The 21,012-nt window shown below is 55.8% G+C and carries 9 protein-coding genes and 1 pseudogene; 9 read left to right on the forward strand and 1 reads right to left on the reverse strand.

Translation table 11 applies throughout. The features are described from left to right. Nucleotides 1-156: 156 nt before the first annotated feature. The 5 genes and pseudogenes from E3U32_RS02275 to E3U32_RS02295 all read left to right on the forward strand — a co-directional run bounded on the left by E3U32_RS02275 (nucleotide 157) and on the right by E3U32_RS02295 (nucleotide 14,850). Nucleotides 157-1,809, forward strand: coding sequence for a ShlB/FhaC/HecB family hemolysin secretion/activation protein (locus E3U32_RS02275; RefSeq protein WP_286164107.1), 1,653 nt, complete (start codon nucleotides 157-159; stop codon nucleotides 1,807-1,809). A gap of 12 nt (nucleotides 1,810-1,821) precedes the next feature. After that, a complete protein-coding gene (locus E3U32_RS02280) occupies nucleotides 1,822-11,556 on the forward strand; it encodes a hemagglutinin repeat-containing protein (protein WP_134347519.1) in 9,735 nt (3,244 codons plus the stop codon). After that, nucleotides 11,553-12,014, forward strand: coding sequence for an immunity 42 family protein (locus tag E3U32_RS02285; RefSeq protein WP_134347505.1), 462 nt, complete (start codon nucleotides 11,553-11,555; stop codon nucleotides 12,012-12,014). Before E3U32_RS02280 ends, E3U32_RS02285 begins: the two co-directional genes overlap by 4 nt. Before the next feature lie 119 nt (nucleotides 12,015-12,133). Next, nucleotides 12,134-13,940: pseudogene (locus tag E3U32_RS02290) on the forward strand (hemagglutinin repeat-containing protein); the annotation flags it as partial. 607 nt (nucleotides 13,941-14,547) lie between these two features. Continuing rightward, entirely contained in the window at nucleotides 14,548-14,850 is a 303-nt protein-coding gene (locus E3U32_RS02295) for a hypothetical protein (protein WP_134347506.1), read from the forward strand. 317 nt (nucleotides 14,851-15,167) lie between these two features. Here E3U32_RS02295 and E3U32_RS02305 read toward each other — a convergent pair whose 3' ends face one another. Beyond that, nucleotides 15,168-15,623 (reverse strand): SymE family type I addiction module toxin, encoded by a 456-nt coding sequence (locus tag E3U32_RS02305; RefSeq protein ID WP_134347508.1) that lies wholly within the window; start codon nucleotides 15,621-15,623, stop codon nucleotides 15,168-15,170. 468 nt (nucleotides 15,624-16,091) lie between these two features. On the opposite strand from E3U32_RS02305, the gene E3U32_RS02310 reads away from it, so the two are divergent. The 4 genes from E3U32_RS02310 to E3U32_RS02325 all read left to right on the forward strand — a co-directional run bounded on the left by E3U32_RS02310 (nucleotide 16,092) and on the right by E3U32_RS02325 (nucleotide 20,979). Beyond that, entirely contained in the window at nucleotides 16,092-16,451 is a 360-nt protein-coding gene (locus tag E3U32_RS02310) for a DUF6911 family protein (protein WP_134347509.1), read from the forward strand. 222 nt (nucleotides 16,452-16,673) lie between these two features. After that, entirely contained in the window at nucleotides 16,674-17,303 is a 630-nt protein-coding gene (locus tag E3U32_RS02315; protein ID WP_134347510.1) for a response regulator transcription factor, read from the forward strand. A gap of 74 nt (nucleotides 17,304-17,377) precedes the next feature. After that, nucleotides 17,378-20,488 carry an ATP-binding protein gene (locus tag E3U32_RS02320; RefSeq protein WP_286164103.1) on the forward strand — a complete coding sequence of 1,037 codons (3,111 nt, stop codon included), beginning with the start codon at nucleotides 17,378-17,380 and terminating at the stop codon, nucleotides 20,486-20,488. Between the two features lie 62 nt (nucleotides 20,489-20,550). After that, entirely contained in the window at nucleotides 20,551-20,979 is a 429-nt protein-coding gene (locus tag E3U32_RS02325) for a DUF1090 domain-containing protein (RefSeq protein WP_134347512.1), read from the forward strand. Nucleotides 20,980-21,012: the final 33 nt, after the last annotated feature.

The following is a 21,012-nucleotide window of genomic DNA, read 5'->3' on the forward strand; positions in this document are numbered from 1 at the left end:
TGCAAAAATCTGAAAATGCGCCAGAAATATCCTTATTCTTTTTACTGATATTTACACTGTTTACTTTTTGACATAAGTTGCGCGTTTTTTAACAGTCAAGTTTGAAAGCGGACTTTGAGCGGAGAGTAAACAGTGTTAGGGAAAACATCAGCAATCATGCTGCTGGCAGCCATTATGTTACTGGCGCCCGGCATCACACTCGCCGCCCCGTTGTCACCGGCCGACCGTAATACCAGCCAGCAGCAACAGCAGCAGTTGCTGGATGAGAACCAGCGTCAGCGCGAATCGCTGGAGCGCAGCGTGGTATTACCGCCTCCTGTCAGGGCAGACGATACCTCTGCGTCACAAGGCCCGTGTTTCTTCATCAGCCGCATTGAGCTGTCGGGAGCGACTCTGCTTTCGCCTTCTGCTGAAAAGCAGTTGATCGCGCCATGGCTGAATCAGTGCCTTGATATTGCCCGTTTAAATACCCTGACTAACGCCGTGTCTGACTGGTACATCAGCCGGGGGTATATCACCAGCCGCGCATTTTTAACCGAACAGGATCTCTCTGGTGGCGTCCTCCAGCTTGCGGTTCTGGAAGGTAAGCTCCAGCAAATACGCCTTGAAGGCGTGCCGGCGCGCACCCTGAGCATGACCTTCCCCGGCCTCGAAGGAAAAATTCTCAACCTGCGCGATATCGAACAGGGCATGGAGCAACTCAATCGCGTGCGCCAGACGCCTGTAGAAATTGAAATTTTGCCCGGCGACAGACAGGGCTACTCAATCGTCAATCTGACGGCTTCGCCTGAATTCCCGCTCAGCGGAACAGTGAGTTTCGATAACAGCGGGCAAAAGAGCACGGGGACCGGGCAACTCAATGGCGCGCTGTACGGCAATAACCTGCTGGGTCTGGCGGATAAGTGGTTTATCAGCGGTGGGCGCAGCAGCGATTTCTCGAATAGCCAGGATGCGCAGAATTTTGCCGCCGGGGTCAGCGTACCTTACGGCTACGGCTTGCTGGACTACAGCTACAGCTGGAGCAACTACCTCAGCACCATCGATAATAACGGTTATCTCTGGCGTTCGACGGGGGATACCGAGACGCACCGCCTGACAGGCTCCTGGGTGCTGTTCCGCAATGGCGATATCAAAACCAGCGTGTCGGCGGGCATCACGCACCGCATCAACCATAACTATCTCGACGATGTTCTGCTGGCCACCAGCAGCCGCAAACTCTCCAGTTTCTCGCTGGGCCTTAACCACACGCAAAAAATCGCTTCCGGCGTGGCGACCCTGAACCCGACCTTCACTCAGGGGGTACCGTGGTTTGGCGCAGAAGATGATAACGACAAGCATGGCGATGTACCGAAAGCCGAATTTCGCAAATGGAGCGTGAACGGCAGTTTTCAGCGCCCTGTTGCCGACAAGCTGTGGTGGCTGACCAGCGTCTACTTTCAGTGGTCGCCGGACAGGTTGTACGGTAGCGAGCGTCTGACGCTGGGCGGTGAGGCCTCCGTGCGCGGCTTTAAGGAGCAGTACATCTCCGGCGATAACGGCGGCTACTGGCGAAATGAGCTGAATTATTCGCTCTTTACCCTGCCGTGGGTGGGGGATGTCGGCCTGCTGGCGGCCATCGATGGCGGCTGGCTGAAGAAGGACGGTGTTGACCGTTACGCCTCCGGCACGCTGTGGGGTGCCGCTCTGGGTCTTACGACGGCTCATCGTGGCTACTCAAGCCAGTTTACCGTTGGAACACCGATGGCGTATCCGGACTGGCTGGCACCGGGTCACCTCACGATTTATTACCGCGTATCAGTGGCTTTCTAAGGGACAGGGATGATGAAACAGGATCAGGTTCGTTTTTCGCAGCGCGCGCTGAGCGCGTTACTGAGCGTGCTGCTGGCGACGCAGCCGCTGCTGCCCGCGATGGCAGCAACCCTCACCCCGTCCGGCAATACGCAGGTGGACAAGGCGGCCAACGGCGTTCCGGTGGTGAATATTGCCACGCCGAATCAATCCGGTATTTCCCATAACAAGTACAACGATTACAACGTCGGGAAAGAGGGGCTGATCCTCAATAACGCGACCGGTCAGCTCAACCAGACCCAGCTTGGCGGCCTGATCCAGAATAACCCCAACCTGAAGGCCGGGCAGGAAGCCAAAGGCATCATCAACGAAGTCACCGGTGCTAACCGCTCGACGTTGCAGGGCTACACCGAAGTGGCGGGCAAGGCGGCCAACGTCATTGTGGCGAACCCCTACGGCATAACCTGTAACGGCTGCGGGTTTATCAATACGCCGAATGTGACGCTCACTACGGGTAAACCGGTGCTCGATGCCAGCGGTAAGCTGCAATCGCTTGATGTGACCAAAGGCGCCGTCACCATCGAAGGCGCAGGGCTGAATGGTAGCCAGAGCGATGCGGTGTCGATCATCTCCCGCGCAACCGAGATTAATGCGCAACTGCATGCGAAAGATTTACGTATCGTTGCAGGGGCGAACCGCGTCGCGGCGGACGGTAGCGTCAGTGCGTTAAAAGGTGAAGGTGAAGCCCCTAAAGTGGCGGTAGACACCGGCGCGATGGGCGGGATGTACGCCAACCGCATTCGTCTGGTCTCCAGTGAAACGGGGGTGGGCGTAAACCTGGGCAACCTTAACGCGCGTCAGGGGGAAATTAACCTTGATACCCGTGGTCGGCTTGCGGTTAACAACAGCTTGTCCAGCGGAGCCATCACGGCGAAAGGGCAAAGCGTCACCCTGACGGGGGATCACAAAGCGGGCGGGGAGTTGAGTATCGCCAGTCAGGGAGATATCGAACTTAACCAGTCGACGCTCCTGAGTGATAAAAATCTGCATTTAAATGCGGGGAATAATCTGGCCCTGAATGGCGGAAAGCTGACGTCGGGGCAAAACATGACGTTAAGCGGAAAACAGATACAACAGAACCGCACCGGCCAGGCAAATGCGGCTAACGCGATCGCCCTGACGAGCAGCGATAGCGCAGCATTGAAGGGGCAACTGACAGCCGGAACGCAGTTGAACATTACCGCAGGTATGCTGAAAAATGAAGGCCAGTGGGCAGCGGCGGAAGCGGTAGCCATTAACGCACAGCGCGTTGAGAACCTCGGCGCTGTGCAGGGCAAAAGCCTGACGGTCATGGCCGAAAGCGTAACCAGCTCGGGGAGTCTGACCAGCGGCAGCACGCTGGATATCGCCGCCAGCACCGTCACGCTTCAGGGCAATACGGGTGCTAAAGGAACAGCGAACATCATCGCCAGCGGAAAGCTGGAAAATAGTGGGGAGCTGGTCAGCGACGACACGCTGACGCTGAACGCGGCGCAGATCGTCAACAGCGGTACGCTTTCCGGTGCCCGGGGGCTCACGACCTCCGCTAAGACGTTCACCGCCAGCGAAAAGTCAGTTACCCACAGCGAGGGGGATCTGGCGCTGAACAATACCGATACCACGCTTGCCGGTGAAACCAGTGCGGGTGGCACTCTTACCCTGCAGGGACGCAGTCTCAACACTACGGCAACGGCACAGACGCAGGGCAACGGCATCAGCCTGGACGTGCTAAATGCCAAGCTTGAAGGCACTCAGGCAGCCAAAGACAGCCTCGTCCTGAAGGCTGATAACACCCTTATTCACACGGGGAAATCGTCAGCCTCAGTGCTTAAGGTGGAAACCGGGCATCTCAGCAACAGCGGGACGCTGACGGCCTCCTCGCTCGCGATTAACAGCCCTGACGTCATTAACAGTGGTCTGATCCACGCCGAAGCAACGCTTTCACTGGTCACCCGTCTGCTGGATAACCGCAGCAGCGGGGTGCTGTACAGTCCGGCTGCGCTGTCGCTTTCACTCTCTGAACTGAAAAACGCCGGCATTATCACCAGCGACGCCGCGCTTTCCCTGTCGGGCTCAACCCTGACCAACGGCGGCGAACTGAGCGGTGCCTCACTGGCTATTGATTACGACACGCTAAGTAACAGCGCGGGTGGTCTGCTGCTGGCTCACGGGGCAAACCGCATCACGGCGAGGTCGGTTTCCAGCGCGGGTAGCATCGTGGGCAACACGCTGACGCTGAATGCCGATCGCCTCGAAAGTGCCGGTCTGTTACAGGGCGACAGCGCGCTGTCACTGACCGCTGGAATACTGGATTTACTGGCAGACTCCCGCACGCTCACGGATGGGGCGCTCAGCCTTTCAGGCACCACGCTGACCACCGCAGGACAGCTACAGGGAGAGAACCTCAGCATCCGGGGGCGTGACTGGAATAACAGCGGAAGTTCACTCGCGACCGGTTCACTTAACGCCTCGACCAGTGGCACACTCAGCAATACTGGCGATCTGATGAGTCAGGGCAACAGCACGCTGAATGCGGTCGATACCGTTAACAACGGCAACATGTTGTCGGCAGGTGAACTCTCGCTGATCGGTAAAACGCTACGTAACAACGGCACGGTTCAGGGGAACCGCGTCACCGCTCATCAGGACAGCATCACTAACAGCGGAACGCTGACCGGGATCGCCGCCCTGACGCTGGCTGCCCGCCTGGAGATGGCGGCACCGTTACTGACGCTGGTGAATGACGCGTCGGGATCGTTGCTGACGGCAGGCGACCTGTCCGTGACGGGCGGCGATCTGCGAAATACAGGGCAATGGCAGGGGAAACGGGTACTTATTCATGCGCAGGCGCTTACGAACGGCGGTGCGATCCAGGCAGAAGATTTACTGGATGCGCAAATCGACAGCACCCTTACCGGCACCACGGGGAGCAAAATCACATCCAATGGAGAACTGGCGCTCTCAGCACTGACGCTGGTGAACAGCGGTCAGTGGATTGCAAAGCACCTCACGCTGCAGGCGAATACGCTGACCAACAGCGGTGAAATCACCGGCGTTGATACGCTTTCGGTTGCCGTTAACCAGATGAATAACCAGGCCGGAGGAAAACTGCTGAGTGCGGGCGCGCTGGTCCTTGATACGGGTAATGCGACCAACGCCGGGCAAATCCAGGGGAAAACGACCTTTGTTACCAGCGGGCAACTGATCAACAGCGGACGGCTTCAGGGGGAAGCGCTGACGCTGAATGCCTCAGGGGCTCTGAGCAATACCGCCAGCGGCGTGCTGCTGAGTGAGAACGCGCTGACGGTATCGGCTGCCACGCTGAATAATCAGGGAACGATACAGGGCGGTGGAGAATCTGTGGTGAAAGCCACCACCCGCATGCAGAACGACGGCAAACTGCTCTCTGGCGACAGTCTTACGCTGACCGCGCCGGATCTTGCGAACAGCAGCAGTGGGCTGGTTCAGGCGGTAAGGTTGCTGCTGGATGTGGTGAACGCCGTGAATAATGGCCGGATACTTGCGACCGACAACGCAGAGCTACGGGGAACGACGCTTACCAACGACGGCATGCTGCAGGGTGCAGACCTGCTGATTAACTATCAAAAACTGAATAACAGCGGTACGGCACTCGGCACCACTTCGCTTACGGTGAAGGGCGATGCGATTGCGAATAGTACCAGCGGGAAGCTGTTCAGCGCAGGTAATCTCACCCTCGACAGCGGCACGCTGAATAACGCGGGTCAGATTGTGGCGCTGGGGGATGTCACGCTGCATCTGTTAAGTGCGCTGGAGTTCAGTGGAACGCTGGCCGCCAGCAGCAACCTGTCTCTCACCGCTCAGGGGGACATTACCAATAACGGTACGATGCAGGGGAACGGCCTCGTTCTGAGCGCCGGTGGCGTGCTCACCAATAACGGACAGGTCACTGCAGGTAACGGTCACAGCACGTTCAGCGCGCAACGTATTTTGCTCAATGCAGCCGGTAGCCTCTCTGCAGGCGGCGACGTGGCGTTTAACAGCCTGAGCGACATTACCGTAAATGGGTTTACCGGTACGGCAGGTAGCCTGACGATGAATGCGGCGGGCACCTTGCTCAATACCGCATTGATTTATGCCGCCAATAATATGCAACTCTTTGCCGACCGTATTCATAACGTCTACGGCGATATCCTGGCAGGGAATAGCCTGTGGATGCAGAAAAATGCGGCGGGTGCGGCGAGCAGTGAAGTGGTGAATACGTCCGGGAATATTGAGACGCAAAAGGGCGATATTACGATCATTACAGCCCATTTATTAAATGAGCGGGATGGAAGCAATTCGAATACTCAGATAATCGATTTGGATAACCCTTCCTGGGTTGGTGATTCATCCTTTGTTGTAAGCCTGGATGATATGGAGGAAGGAAGCTATTCAACAGTAAAAAAACGCACGGATGTCTGGGTTGGAAGCTGTATGAGTTTCCCAACTTATCCAGGTGCCTGCACGATGGATGAGCCTTTCTTTACCACCTCTTACCGGATTAATAATTCGGGTCAAACTAAACGTTTTGCTATTAAACGAACTGAGGTTGATGTAAGCAGTGCTGGCCACGCAGCGCGCATAGCATCAGCTAATAATCTAAATATCACTGCAAATTATCTCGACAATAGCGGTAGCAATATACTTGCTAATAGCGACATTAGCCTAAAAGGTACGCAACTCAACAACCAAAGCTATCAGGCCAGTTCTGAGACGGAGTATCTTGTCTACACGGCATCAACCATTAATGCCGGTGGTATAACCTATACTCTGACTGGGCGTGAGGTCGAATCAGAAAATACCGCTAACGTTGTTAGGGCAGTAATACAGGCTGGCGGCAATGTCTCAGCCACCTTCACTACCGACATCAGCAACACGCTCGTCACCGCGAATACGGACGGCTTTAGCAATACGATTACCGCCCCAACGCTGACCCCACTCAGCAACCAGTCCATCGCCAACGGCGAGCAGGCGGAGTCTCTTGTCGAAACCGATACGCAGGACATCACCACGCCGCAATGGCGTGATGCGCTGAGCGACGCCCTGAAAGACATCTCCGGCGGTTCATCACTTTCCGATCAGAACGCCAGCAGCGGTAACTACCCACTGCCGTCCGGCAACAACGGCTATTTTGTCCCCTCCACCGATCCCGATAGCCCGTATCTGATAACGGTGAACCCGAAGCTCGATGGCCTCGGCAACGTGGACGACAGCCTGTTTGACGGACTGTATGACCTGCTCGGTATAAAACCCGGCGATGCACCGCGTGAAACCAACAGCGCATACACCGATCGAAACCAGTTCCTCGGCTCAGCGTATTTCCTGGACAGGCTCGGCCTGAACCCGGACCGCGACTACCGGTTCCTCGGCGACGCGGCGTTTGATACCCGTTACGTCAGCAACGCCATTCTGAACCAGACCGGCAGCCGCTACATCAACGGCATCGGTTCCGACCTCGACCAGATGCGCTACCTGATGGACAGCGCCGCCGCGCAACAGCACGCGCTGGGGCTGAAATTCGGCGTGGCGCTCACTGCGGCTCAGGTTGCCGCGCTTGACCACAGCCTGCTGTGGTGGGAAGCGGCGAGCATTAACGGTCAGACGGTGATGATCCCGAAAGTCTACCTCTCACCGAAGGATGTCACCGTTCACAGCGGCAGCGTGATTAGCGGTAATAACGTCCAGCTGGCGGGCGGTAACGTCATCAACAGCGGCAGTACGATCGCGGCGCAGAATGGCCTGACAATCGACAGCAGCAACAGCCTGAGCAATCTCAACGCCGGGCTGTTGAGCGCAGGCGGTGGGCTGAACCTGAGCGCGCTGGGGGACATCAACAACATCGGTTCCACCATCAGCGGTAAAACGGTTGGGCTGGAGAGCGTCACGGGCAGCGTTAACAACGTTACCCGCGTACAGCAATGGAATGTCGATGCGGGAAATGTGCATTTCAGTGGCACGGATATCGGCAAGACGGCCTCCATCACCGCCACCGACGGGCTGACGATGCGCGCCGGACAGGATATCAACGTGACCGGCGCAAACGTGTCGGCGGGCGGCAGCCTGGCCATGGCGGCGGGGAATGATATCAACATCACCGCCAACGAGATTGCGACGAGCGAGGGACGTGCCGGGCGCAACCGCGCGACCACGGAGACGGCGTCGGTCACGCATCAGGGCAGTACCCTGAGTGCAGGCGAAGACCTCACCCTGCAGGCGGGTAACGACGTGAATGCCCGTGCGGCGGCGATGGCCGCAGAAGGTGATGTGGGGATTCAGGCCGGACGGGATGTGAATCTGCTGGCGGAAGCGTCAACGGAACGCTCCAGCAGCCAGGCGAAGAAAAAAACCGCCATTGATGAATCTGTTCGTCAGCAGGGAACGGAGATTGCCAGCGGCGGCAATACGGCGATCGTCGCCGGGCGCGACGTGACCGCGCAGGCGGCAGAGGTCACTGCGCAGGGCGATATTGGCGTGGCGGCTGGCCGCGACGTGAACCTGACGACGGCAACGGAGAGCGATTACCGCTACCGGGAGCAAACCAAAACCAGCAGCGGGTTCCTCAGCAAAAAGACCACCCACACCATTGAGGAAGACAGCGTGACGCGGGAGAAAGGCTCGCTGCTGAGCGGCGACAACGTGACGGTGTCGGCAGGGAACAACCTGCTGGTGAAAGGTTCTGCGGTTGCCGGAGACGGCGACGTGTCCCTGTCCGCAGGCAATAACGTGGACATCGTGGCGGCGACCAACACCGACACCTCATGGCGCTTCAAGGAGACCAAAAAGTCCGGCCTGATGGGTACGGGCGGCATCGGCTTCACCATCGGCAGCAGCAAAACCACCCACGACCTTCGCGAGCAGGGCACGACGCAGAGCGAGAGCTTCAGCACTGTCGGCTCAACGGGCGGTAACGTCAGCATTACCGCGGGCAAACAGGCGCATATCGGCGGGGCGGATATCATCGCGCAGAAGGATATCAGCCTGACCGGCGACAGCGTGGTGATTGAGCCGGGGCATGACAAACGCACCCGCGATGAGAGGTTTGAGCAGAAGAGCAGCGGTCTGACGGTGGCATTGTCGGGGGCGGCGGGGAGCGCGGTGAATAATGCTGTCACCACGGCACGCGACGCGAAAGGCGAGAGCGATGACCGCCTTGCGGCGCTGAAGGCCACCAAAGCGGCACTGTCAGGCGTACAGGCCTCGCAGGGTGCGGAAATGGCGCAGATTAACGGCGATCCTAACAGCGGTATCGGCGTAAGCGTTTCGCTCTCCTCGCAGAAATCGAAATCCGAGCAGCACATGCAGAGTGACACGGTTGCGGGCAGTACGCTGAATGCGGGGAGTAATCTTGCCATCACCGCGACCGGAAAAGGGAAAGGTGATAACAGCGGCGACATTCTTATCGGTGGCAGCCAGCTGAAGGTGGGCGGCGACACCGCGCTTGTCGCAGCGAACGACATTGTGCTGGGCGGCGCGGCCAGCACGCAGCAGACGACAGGAAAGAACAGCAGCAGCGGTGGCGGCGCAGGCGTCAGCATTGGCGGTGGCAAGAGCGGTTACGGCATCGGCGTGTTTGCGAATGTGAATGCTTCGAAAGGCAGTGAAAAGGGCGACGGTACGGCGTGGACGGAAACAACGCTCGACAGCGGCGGGATGGTCTCCATGACCAGCGGTCGGGACGCCATTCTGAAAGGCGCGCAGGTAAGTGGCGATAAAATCGTTGCGGATATCGGACGTGACCTGTGGATGAGCAGCCAGCAGGACAGCAACGATTATAAATCGACGCAGAACAGCGCGGCGGCAGGCGGCAGCTTCTCTTTCGGCAGCATGACGGGTTCCGGCTACATCAGCGCCAGCCAGGACAAAATGAAGAGCACGTATGACTCGGTGCAGGAGCAGACAGGGCTCTTCGCGGGTGAAGGCGGCTTTGATGTGACGGTGGGACGGCACACGCAGCTTGACGGTGCGGTGATTGCCTCGACGGCGACGGCGGACAAAAACAGTCTCGATACGGGAACGCTGGGCTTCCGGGATATCCACAACGAGGCGGATTATAAGGTCAGCCACAGCGGTATCAGCCTCAGCGGCGGCGGTGACTTTGGCGGTGACGCATTTAAGGGCAACCTGCCGGGCGGCGTGGTATCGGCTGCGGGCAGCAGCGGTCATGCGGAAGGCACGACGCAGGCGGCGGTGGGTGAGGGTAACATCACCGTCCGTGATACCGCGAACCAGCAGCAGGATGTGGCTAATCTGAGCCGGGACACAGAACACGCAAACGACAGCATCAGCCCGATATTTGACAAGGAGAAGGAGCAGAAGCGGCTTGCGCAGGTGAGCGCCATCAGCGATATCGGCGGACAGGTGGCCGACATTGCCAGAACGCAGGGCGAGCTGAATGCGCTGAAGGAAGCGCGTAAGACGCACCCTGACCTGACGGTCGAGCAACTGAAAGAGACGCCGGAGTACCGGGATGAGCAGGCGAAGTTTGGTACGGGTAGCACCATTCAGCGTGGTATTCAGGCGGCAACGGCGGCGCTTCAGGGGCTGGCGGGCGGAGACCTGACGGCAGCACTGGCTGGGGCGTCGGCGCCGGAACTGGCAAATTATATCGGCCACGGTATGGGCATCGACGACAACGCAGCGGCGAAAGCCATTGCTCACGCCATACTGGGTGGTACGGTTGCAGCGTTGCAGGGCAACAGTGCGGCGGCGGGTGCTGCGGGCGCGGTCACGGGGGAGCTTGCGGCGAACGCGATAATGGCGTCTCTGTATCCGGGCAAAGCGGTGAGTGACCTGAGCGAGGAGCAGAAGCAGACGGTCAGCACGCTGGCGACGATATCGGCGGGGATGGCCGGAGGAATAGCGGGAGACAGCACGGCTTCAGCAGCTTCGGGGGCGCAGGGCGGGAAGAATGCGGTTGAGAATAATGCGCTAAGTGTTGCTCAAAACAAATCCCGCTCTCAGGAAATGGCTCAGTGCCAGGGTGCTGCTGCTTGCGAGAAAGATGTTGTTGATAAGTACAAGAAAATCAACGCTGAGCAGCATGAGAGTGTGGTTGGTTGTAAAGGTGCACAAGAGTGTGTAGATAAGGCAAATGAAGTCGGTAAGATACAGGCTGATTATGCTAATCGTACTAATGAGCTTCTGGAAAAAGCTCGCGTTGATGGTAGTCTGAGTCCTGAAGAACAGAATGAACTTTCTATTCTTCAGGTGACAACTATCCAGCTTGAAGCAGACAGAAATGCAGCAATCCACAATGCGCTGATGTCTGGTGATTCGCCGGAAGCGAAGCAACTTGCGATAAACTCGTTAGCGCAGTTGGCCGGAACCAGCGCGGCAGGAATTGCAGCGGGAATCGGGAAGTCAGGGGCGAAAGGAAGCCCATTACCTACGCCTCAACCAACTGTTGCAGCTAATGGCTTGGTGTATAAATCGAATCCAAAACATACTCCAGGCCAGCCGAGTAACAGGCCTGATGCAGGTATTGAACCTAAGGATTCGATTAGCCTCTTTGAGCAATCTATTCCAAGTACAAAACAATATCCGAATAAAGAAGTTAGATTTGCAGTTGATAGCCAGGGTAATGTACACCGTTTTGTTGGTACGAATGGTGAGTATCACTGGAACGGAAGTACCGCAGATAAAAACGCTTTGACCAGTGATCAAATACCAACTTCAATCCAGAAACAATTAGGAGTCCGGATAAAATGATTTATGGCGATCCCTTTTTTTTTGCTCTCCAGTTTGATGTTGTTGAATGCTGGAACGATCCGGGTGATATCTGGAAAAATGGCCTTTTTACTTTATATATTGAGGGTAAAAAACTGTTTGATGCCGTAGATGCTGTTGAGTTACGAACTACGTTTAGTTTTTATTCAAAAGCACCAGTTAATGATCTGGTTATCAACGATTTAGATATTTGTTCGGATGAGCTTTACAAGAATGCTAAAGATTATTTTCTTGGTGACGGTGAAGAATTGATTGATGGCTTATTTGATATGACATGTGTCCCGATGGAAGATAATCGTTGCTATCTTTACTTTATCAAGACAAGTATCGGAGATAGGCTTGTATGGAGTACCAGCACTAGCGATAGTATAAACGAAACAGTTCTCCCGCCTGGAACAATTCTTAATGTAATTAACAGATTAAAAGACTGTCATTTATAAAAAGATCCCAGCCTCAGCGGTGGGATCTTTTTAACCGTCACCCCTTAACCGGCTCGATCATCAGTCTCCCCTACGTCAGTATTACGGCAGGCAAACAGGCGCATATCGGCGGGGCGGATACGCAGGCGGCGCTGTCCGGTGTACAGGCCGGACAGCGCCGTGGCGCTGGACCAGGCGAAAGGCGGCTCGGACAGACGCAATAACAACACCATCGGCATCAGCGCGTCGATTGGCTCACAGTCGTCCAAATCCTCATCGCATACGGAGAGCGAGACGACGGGCAGCACCCTGAGTGCGGGCAATAACGTCACGATAAAAGCCACCGGCAGTGACATCACCGTGGCGGGCAGCCAGATTAAGGCCGGGAAGGACGTGATGCTGGATGCGGCGCGGGACGTCAACCTGATAGCCTCGCAGGACACGCAGCAGACAACGGGTAAAAACAGCAGCAGCGGTGGCAGCCTGGGTGTCGGGGTGGGCGTCGGCTCTGGCGGGGCGGGCATCAGCATCTCGGCGAACGCCAACAGCAGCAAGGGGCACGAGAAGGGCAACGGCGTCTGGCAGAACGAGACCACGGTGGATGCGGGTAACCGCGAGACCATCAACACCGGGCGCGACGCGACAATCGCCGGTGCGCAGGTGAGCGGCGAAACCGTGGTGGCAGATATCGGGCGCGACCTGACGATTGCCAGCACTCAGGACAGTGACCACTACAACAGCAAGCAGAACAGCGTCAGCGGCGGTGTGGGTTACACCTTTGGTGCTGGCGGTTTCTCCGGCAGCATCAACGTCAGTCGCGACAAAATGACCAGCGACTACGACTCGGTGCAGGAGCAGAGCGGGCTGTTTGCAGGCAGCGGCGGGTTTGACGTGACGGTGGGCAACCATACGCAGCTCGACGGCGGGGTGATTGCCTCCACGGCGACGGCGGATAAGAACCGCCTCGATACCGGGACGCTGGGCTTCAGCGATATCCACAACCAGGCGGACTTTAAGACCGAACATCAGGGCGCGGGCATCAGTTCGGGCGGCAGCATCGGCGAGCAGTTTGTCGGGAATATGGCGAACGCTCTGCTGGCCGGAGGCGGTAACAGCGGTCACGCGGAAGGTACGACGCAGGCGGCGGTGAGCGAGGGGACGCTCATCATCCGTGACAAGGAGAACCAGAAGCAGGATGTGGCGGACCTGAGCCGCGACGCGGAGCATGCCAACGGCAGCATCAGCCCGATTTTTGACAAGGAGAAGGAGCAGCAGCGCCTGCAGGAAGTGCAGCTGATTGGTGAGATTGGCTCGCAGGCGGTGGATATTGCGAACACGCAGGGGGAGATAAACGGACTGAATGCAGGCAGAAAAGAGCTTGCAGATAAAGGGATAACCGAGCCGGGGGCGGATGCCAGCGACGAGGCTAAAGCCGCATATCAGAATGCCCTGCGCGAAACCGGTGCGTATAAGACCACGACGGCGAAATACGGCACGGGCAGTGACCTGCAGCGGGGTATCCAGGCGGCGACGGCCGCGCTTCAGGGGCTGGCGGGCAGCGATCTGACGGCGGCGCTGGCGGGGGCATCGGCGCCGGAGCTGGCGTATCGTATTGGTCATGGCATGGGGATCGATGACAATACGGCAGCGAAAACCATTGCGCATGCCATCCTGGGCGGTGCGGTTGCGGCGCTGCAGGGGAATAATGCAGCAGCGGGTGCGGCAGGCGCGGCGACCGGTGAACTTGCGGCGAAGGCGATAGCGGGTATGCTGTATCCGGGTAAAGCGGTCAGCGACCTGAGCGAGGAGCAGAAGCAGACGGTCAGTGCACTGGCGACGATATCGGCGGGAATGGCAGGTGGACTCGCGGGGGACAGTACAGCGTCGGCGATGACAGGGGCGCTGGCCGGGAAAAACTCGGCTGAGTCGAATTCACTTGCACATGTTCTGGCAGCGGCAGAGAAAGAAAAGCCTGGCACGATAGCGAAATACCAGGCCGCCAGAGAAGCCATGTGTAAGCAGGACCCGGAAGCGTGTCGCCAGGCAGTGAATGAGGCGGCGAGCCTGGGGCTGGATTTTGTGCCAATAGTTGGGGATATTAAGGGGTTCCACGAGGCTGAAACGGCGCTGGATTATCTTGCTGCGGCAGTTGGGCTGATACCGGGGGCGGGTGATGTAGCGGGTAAGACGCTCAAGGCGGCGGAAAAGGCTCTGAAGGCCGGAGATGTTGAAACAGCGTCTAAGCTGATAAATAAAGCCAGTGATGAAGTTTATACGACGCTTCCTATGGGAAGTAAACGTAACCCCATGAATCAGCCGAGTAATCCGTCTTATCAACCAGTCAGAAACCAGCCAACAACGATCAGTAACAGGGAATATTCTGGTCATGCCTTAGACCGAATGCAGGATCGAGGGGTTACGCCTTCTGTTGTCGAAAATACGATTAAAAATGGACAATCAACGACAAGTCGAGGTGGAACGACAGTACATTTTGATCCTGAGAGTAAAATATCAGTGGTAACAAATGAAACTGGAAGGGTGGTGACAGTTAAATATGGAAACAAATAAGAAAGATATCATTTGTGAATATGCGCTGAATTCGCTAGGCGACATAGCTAGTTTCGCAAGATTTGTCAGCTATGCGGAAGATCTCTCCCAATTAGATGAATTGTTTGAAAATAATAAGGATAAAGAGGATTACGAACAAATATGGTTCGAGTTAGAAATCATTAACGCACTTGCTTTATCTCAATGGGAAACTGAAGGGTATCCTTCGGATTGGAAAAAACAGTGGGAATCTAGTTACAAGCAAGATGCGTCCCATATCATGGGTGAATTACTTAACTTGTTGAAGTAAATTGAGATCCCGGCCACCAGGCCGGGATCCTTTTATCCGTCAGGCAAGCGGTTCGATCACCAGACTTCCTTGTTCCATGTTGACCGTGACCGGGGTGTCGGTGCTGAATCATGCCTCTGCCAGCAAGTTGCCGTTCAGGCGCAGGGCCAGAGCGAAAGCTTCAGCACTTTCTTCTCAACGGGCGATAACGTCAGCATTGCAGCGGGCAAACAGGCGCATATCGGCGGGGCGGATACCAGAAGAAAAAATAAGTATTAGTCTTCAATATGATGATTAACTGTAATCCCGGCCACTGTGCCGGGATTTTATCTTGACTGTCACCTACTCCGCTTAATCACCGGCACATCACCCAAATCATTCAGCGCTCCCGGAAATGTCTTCAGCCACTGCGCCACTTTCTTTTTATTAATGTTCACCACGCTCATACCTTCAAGGCATCCCCATAATTCGCGTGTATGTTGTGGCGTAATGACAATACAATCCTTCATGACCCGGATTTTGACAGGCATCCCGTCAATAAAACCTGCATTTGCGAGCCACTTGCCGCTAAGGGGAAGGTATCGACAGTCCACCCGTGAATAAAGTTCGCAACAGGCTGAACTGTCTTCCTGCGTTTCCGCACGGGGATGAATGGGGGCAGCATCAGTCCTGTTCCCGTGCAAACGGCGAATATCATTTTTGCGTATCAGATCGCGGTTTTCAGTAATACTGTTAAAAGCATCTGATTCTGTTTTGAAAACAGTAAACTCTGGCTTAAAATTCGTCACAGCCATATTCAACTCCGTGTAAGTTGCTTTGTGGTTAGCGGCATGGAGGTGCTGATACACTTTCATGTCGCGTTCTTTAATAATATGAAAAATTATGTTCTGCTAACGCTTCCTTTACTGTGAAGTGGTTTTCTTTGCATTGATTATACCGGACTGTATAAAAATTCAGTCTCTGATAAAAAGATAATTTCGGGAATTGCGAAGTGGCTTCAGAAAATATTCATGAACAATGTTGTTGAGTAAATAATCGCTGCCTCCGCGTTGGAATCTCTTTTTCAACCGTAACATTCGCTCCCATTACCTGTTGTCGCGCTTGTGAGCAGGTGTCATTCAGAACACCCAGCCATCCCTTCGCCCGGTTTACCATAAAATTCCTAAAATGTGTAATTTGCCAGCGACATCACTTTATCCTGCTCTGGATTGTTCATCTTCCATGTTAAAATCCGCAGCAAACAACATTGTTAAGGATAAACGATGAATATGAAACTTTCCCTGTTTTGCGCATATACAGGTTTCAGTAAAAAGGACTCCCCCATATGGTCAGATGTTTACGATGCGCTTCATCAGCTCAGGACGAATACTGGAAGCGTCAATATTGTAGATGTTGATAATAAAAAAACGCTCAGCATACATTCTGATGGTATGCATTTTCTACTCTCATTAATTGATGGTAAAGACGATAAAACAAAAATAAAAAGCATCCAAAGTGCTTGTTTTGAAAGGAAGGTAAGTTTTGTTCCACCTGTTTTCTTGAGTTGCTCTCATGACCTGACAAGTGATTTCGAGTTTGTGACTGAGGTTTCCAGAACCTTTTTCATCACAGGACAGGTTTAGCGTTTTGCTGCATTAAAACAACCTGTTAAATCTGGCATTAAAATTCCACACACATTTATTTAAATCATTATGCCTAATGAAAAGTAGGTTGTGTTCGTCTATTTCATATTTTTTCTGAATTATTCTCAAACCAGACAAACCTTGTCCAGATTCATCCCGTGGTAGGCTATGTTGTACATCGCGTAATGAAGCCGTTAATGCCTCAGGAAAGAATAAACAACAATGACGAAAATACTGCTTGTGGATGACCATCCGGCAATCTGCTTTGCACTCAAGGTGTTACTGGAAAAAAATCCGGATTTTACCGTGACAACATCCTCCGGCGAGAACCTGCTGGCGCTGCTGCACCGGGAGCTGCCGTCGCTGTTAATCCTCGATCTGGAACTCAAAAATGCCGACGGGCTGGATCTCCTTCCGCGCATCAAACATCACTTCCCTGCGCTCAGGGTGCTGGTTTACACCAACCAGCCAGCGGAGATCTACGCACTGCGTACGCTGAAGGCCGGGGCGAGCGGGTTTATTAATAAAAGCCTGGCGCTGGATCGCGTCGAGCCTGTTTGTCAGCTGCTGCTGGACGGCTATCACTGTTTCCCGGAAGAAACATTCACGAAAGTCGTTGAGGCTACTGAAATAAAACATGACACCCGGTCGCTGCTGGCGAGTTTCTCCGATCGTGAAATTGCGGTGCTGAACTATCTGAAGCAGGGCAAAAGCAACAAGGATATTGCCGATCGGCTGGCGCTCAGCAACAAAACCATCAGCACCTATAAGGCGCGAATGATGAAAAAAAGCGGTTTTGCGCATTTTGAACAACTTTTCGATCTTATAGATACCTCAGAGCCAGAGACGTGAGAGCCGTTACCTTTATCTTGCTTTTTTGCATTGCATTCACCGTGTGCGCCGCGCAACAGGGGGAATCCCTTCGCTTGCTGGCGCGTAGTCATGAAGAGGTGATCGAGCCGGGGCTCAGCGGCAGCGAATGGCGCTGGGTACGCGAGCACCGCAAAATCCGCCTGGCGGTCTGGGAGCCGATGATGCCCCCTTACGACATCACCACTGGCTTGAATGATTACGGCGGTATTAACGCGGATTTCACCGGGCTGGTGGCGGAAAATCTCGGTGTCGAGATCGAGGTTGTGCGCTATCCAACCTATGACGATGCCCTGTTGGCATTGCGGGCAGGTAAGGCAGATTTTATTCCTCAGGCAGGGGGGAGCCAGCAAAAACAGGGGCTGGTGCTGAGTGTGCCTTACAGCGACAACATCGCGGTTGAAGTAGTTAACACCGATGCCTCGCCCGATGAGCCGGTGAAAAGGGTCGCTGTTTCGCCTGTCTACAGCAGCAGCGAGGTGCTGGCCCGCTATCCGGAGGCTGAAATTGTGAACTTCACCTCCACGCGGCATGCGCTGGAGGCTCTGGCGTTTCGCAAAATCGATCTGTTCTTCAGCGATGCAATCACCGCGCGTTACCTGGCGAGTCAGTCAAATTTAAGCAATCTCAGCATTCGTCCGGTGGCGGACACGTTCGAGGCATCGGGATTCTCGTTCGCCGCAATGCCGAAAATGGCGGTCTGGATCGCGATTCTGGATAAGATGCTGCTGGCACTGCCGGAGAACGCGGGGGTGGAGATCCACCGCCGCTGGAGCGGGGGGATCCCGCTCTCCCTGAGCGAGGAGCCACCGCGTTACACTTCACTTGAACATAAATGGATCAAAGAACACTCACGCATCCGCGTCGCGGTGGCGCAGGATAATGCCCCCATTGCCTTTTTCAACGCGCGCGGGCAGTTGCGCGGCATCCTTGCGGATCTCCTTACCGCACTTCGTTTGCGTACCGGGTTTACCTTTGAAATCCGCCGTTATCCGAGCCAGGAGGCCGCCTTCAGGGCCATTAATCGCGGTGAGGCCGATCTGATTGCCGGCGTGACTCAGGAAGGGATCTGGCAGGCGGATCTCCTCACCACCCGAACCTGGCTGTATAACTCCTGGGTCATGGTTGGACACGCGCTTCCGGGGAAGGAGGTGCTTCAGCCCCGCGTGGTGAGCCTGCGCGGTGAAGCGCCGGATGGCTGGCTTGGCAGACAAAACAGCGGCCAGACGGCGAAGGTCGATACCTGGTGGCAGGGTTTTAACAGCGTGGTGAAGAATAAAAACGACATGATGGTTGTGCCGCTTATCATTGCCAATGCCCAGCTCACCCGTAAGGAATTTGCGTCACTGAAAATTCTCGCCAGCATCGATGCCGATCCGCTGCGCTTTGCCTTTGGCGCATCGCGGCAGGCCTGGCCGCTGATCACCATTCTGAATAAAGCACTGATCAACATCCCGCCGGAGGACCTCCACGCCCTGACGCGCGGCGGCAATACGGGCAATGTGTTTGCCTCTGTGTCGACGTCGGCGCTGTCGATAACGTGGGTGGTGGCGTTCACCGCCGCCGGTACGGCATTGCTGGTGTTGGTGGTGTGGTGGATTTACCGCCAGCGATGCATCCGCCGGGTGCGCATCCTGGGGCTTATTCAGACGCTGCGCGCGGCGAAACATCGCGCAGAGCGAGCCCATCGGGGAAAAAGCGCCTTTCTGGCGACCATGAGCCATGAAATTCGCACGCCCGTTAGCGCCATCATCGGCATGCTGGAGCTGGTGATGAAACGCCCCGATACTGCCCCGCAAAACCCGCAGTCGATACGGGTCGCCTGGGACGCGGCGCAGTCGCTGTTGTTGCTTATCGGGAATATCCTGGATGTGGAGCGTATCGAGTCCGGCCGTCTGGTGCTCCGCCCGGAGCGCGCCTCGCTTCGAAACCTGATAGAAGGAACGGTGTCGCAGTTTGAGGGGCTGGCAGCGCAGAAGTCATTGAAACTGCTGCTGGAAATGGATACCGCCCTGAAAGGGGACGTACTGATAGACGTAATGCGTTTTCGCCAGATCGTCACCAACCTGCTGGGTAACGCCATAAAATTCACCGACCGCGGTCAGGTGCTGCTGCGCGCACAGCCGCAATGGCAGGATGGCAAGTTTATGCTGCTGGAGCTAACGATAGCAGACACCGGCGAGGGGATTGATGACGCGACGCGACAGCGCCTGTTCCAGCCTTTTAGTCAGGGAGAGAGCCGTACCAGGGCGCAGGGCAGCGGGCTGGGGCTCTATATTTGTCGCCAGCTCGCCGACATGATGGAAGGGGATCTTACACTGAACAGCGTGCCGGGCGAGGGCACGACGGTCGCGGTGACGCTCAGGCTGCCGATCATGGCCGCACTGCCAGAGAAAGAGGCCGCTCCTTCTGTGCCTCCCGGCGCACGGGCTGCCTTGACCATTATGGTGGTTGATGACAATCCGGTCGGGCGGATGCTGCTGACCCAGCAGCTTGAGTGGCTGGGGCATGCTGTTACGCAGTATGACACCCCGAAAATGCTGATCGAGAGCCTGGCGACCCGACGGCCAGACGCGGTGATCACGGACTGCAACATGCCCGAAATGAGCGGCTATGCGTTATCGCGCATCATTAATGAACGTTACCCGGATGTCGTGGTGTTTGGGATGACGGCTGACGCGCGTGAATCCGTTCGGGATGAGGCGCGGGAAGCGGGTATGCGTGACTGTATCTTCAAGCCGGTCACGCTTGTTGCGCTGGAAAACCTGATTGCACCCCTGACCCCTTGCGGGAAATTTCCTGTGGCTTCTCATCCCGCCATGATGCTGCCCGCGGCGCTGCTGGACGGTGAGCATCTGGCAACGTTTCTGGATCTCCAGATAACCGTGCTGGAGGAGACGCTGCGCGATATCGCGCGGTGGCGAAGCGATCCCCGCACATCCTTAAATGAAGCGCTGCACCGGCTGCGGGGCGGTATTCAACTGCTGGGTATGACGACGCTGGAAGCACGCTGTCTGGAGCAGGAGCAGGATGCCGATAGCAGCGGTATCCGTCAGCTTGAGGAGGACATTCTGGCATTGAGGGGCGCACTACAGCACTGGCGCGAGACGGGACTACAACCGGGCGAGACCGTCCTACAGCAGAATGAGGACGGGCGTACAGCGTAAGCTTCCCGTCCACCGGGGTACTCTTTTATTCGAGGAAGTTCACATATAAAGGAGATATCCCGATGAAAAAATTAGTATCCGCACTGGTCGTTATCGCATCTGTTGGTATGTTCACCTCCGCACAGGCGGCAGAAAGCTGCACCGCGAAAGCCGCCGCGCTGGAAAAAGAGATCCGTATTGCCCAGCAGTACGGTAATACCTACAAAATCAACGGCCTGAAAAAAGCGCTGGCTGAAGTCAAAGCGCACTGCACCCCGGCAAGCGTACAGGCTGACGCGCAAAAAGATGTGAAGAAGCTTGAGAAGAAACTGGCAGAGAAGCGTGAAGATATTGCCGAGGTTCAGGCAGACCTGCGTGAAGCGAAAGCCAAAGGTGACAGCAAGAAAGTGGCGAAATACCAGCGCAAACTGGCTGAAAAACAGAGCGATCTGAGCGGTATTCAGCAAGAACTGAACCGTGCTCGCGCTGCGCTCGCATCCCTGCAGAAATAACGCTGTTGTGTAAAACAGGTGAGGGGGCATTAG

The sequence above is a fragment of the Lelliottia nimipressuralis genome (genome assembly GCF_004402045.1).
GTDB lineage: Bacteria > Pseudomonadota > Gammaproteobacteria > Enterobacterales > Enterobacteriaceae > Enterobacter > Enterobacter chinensis.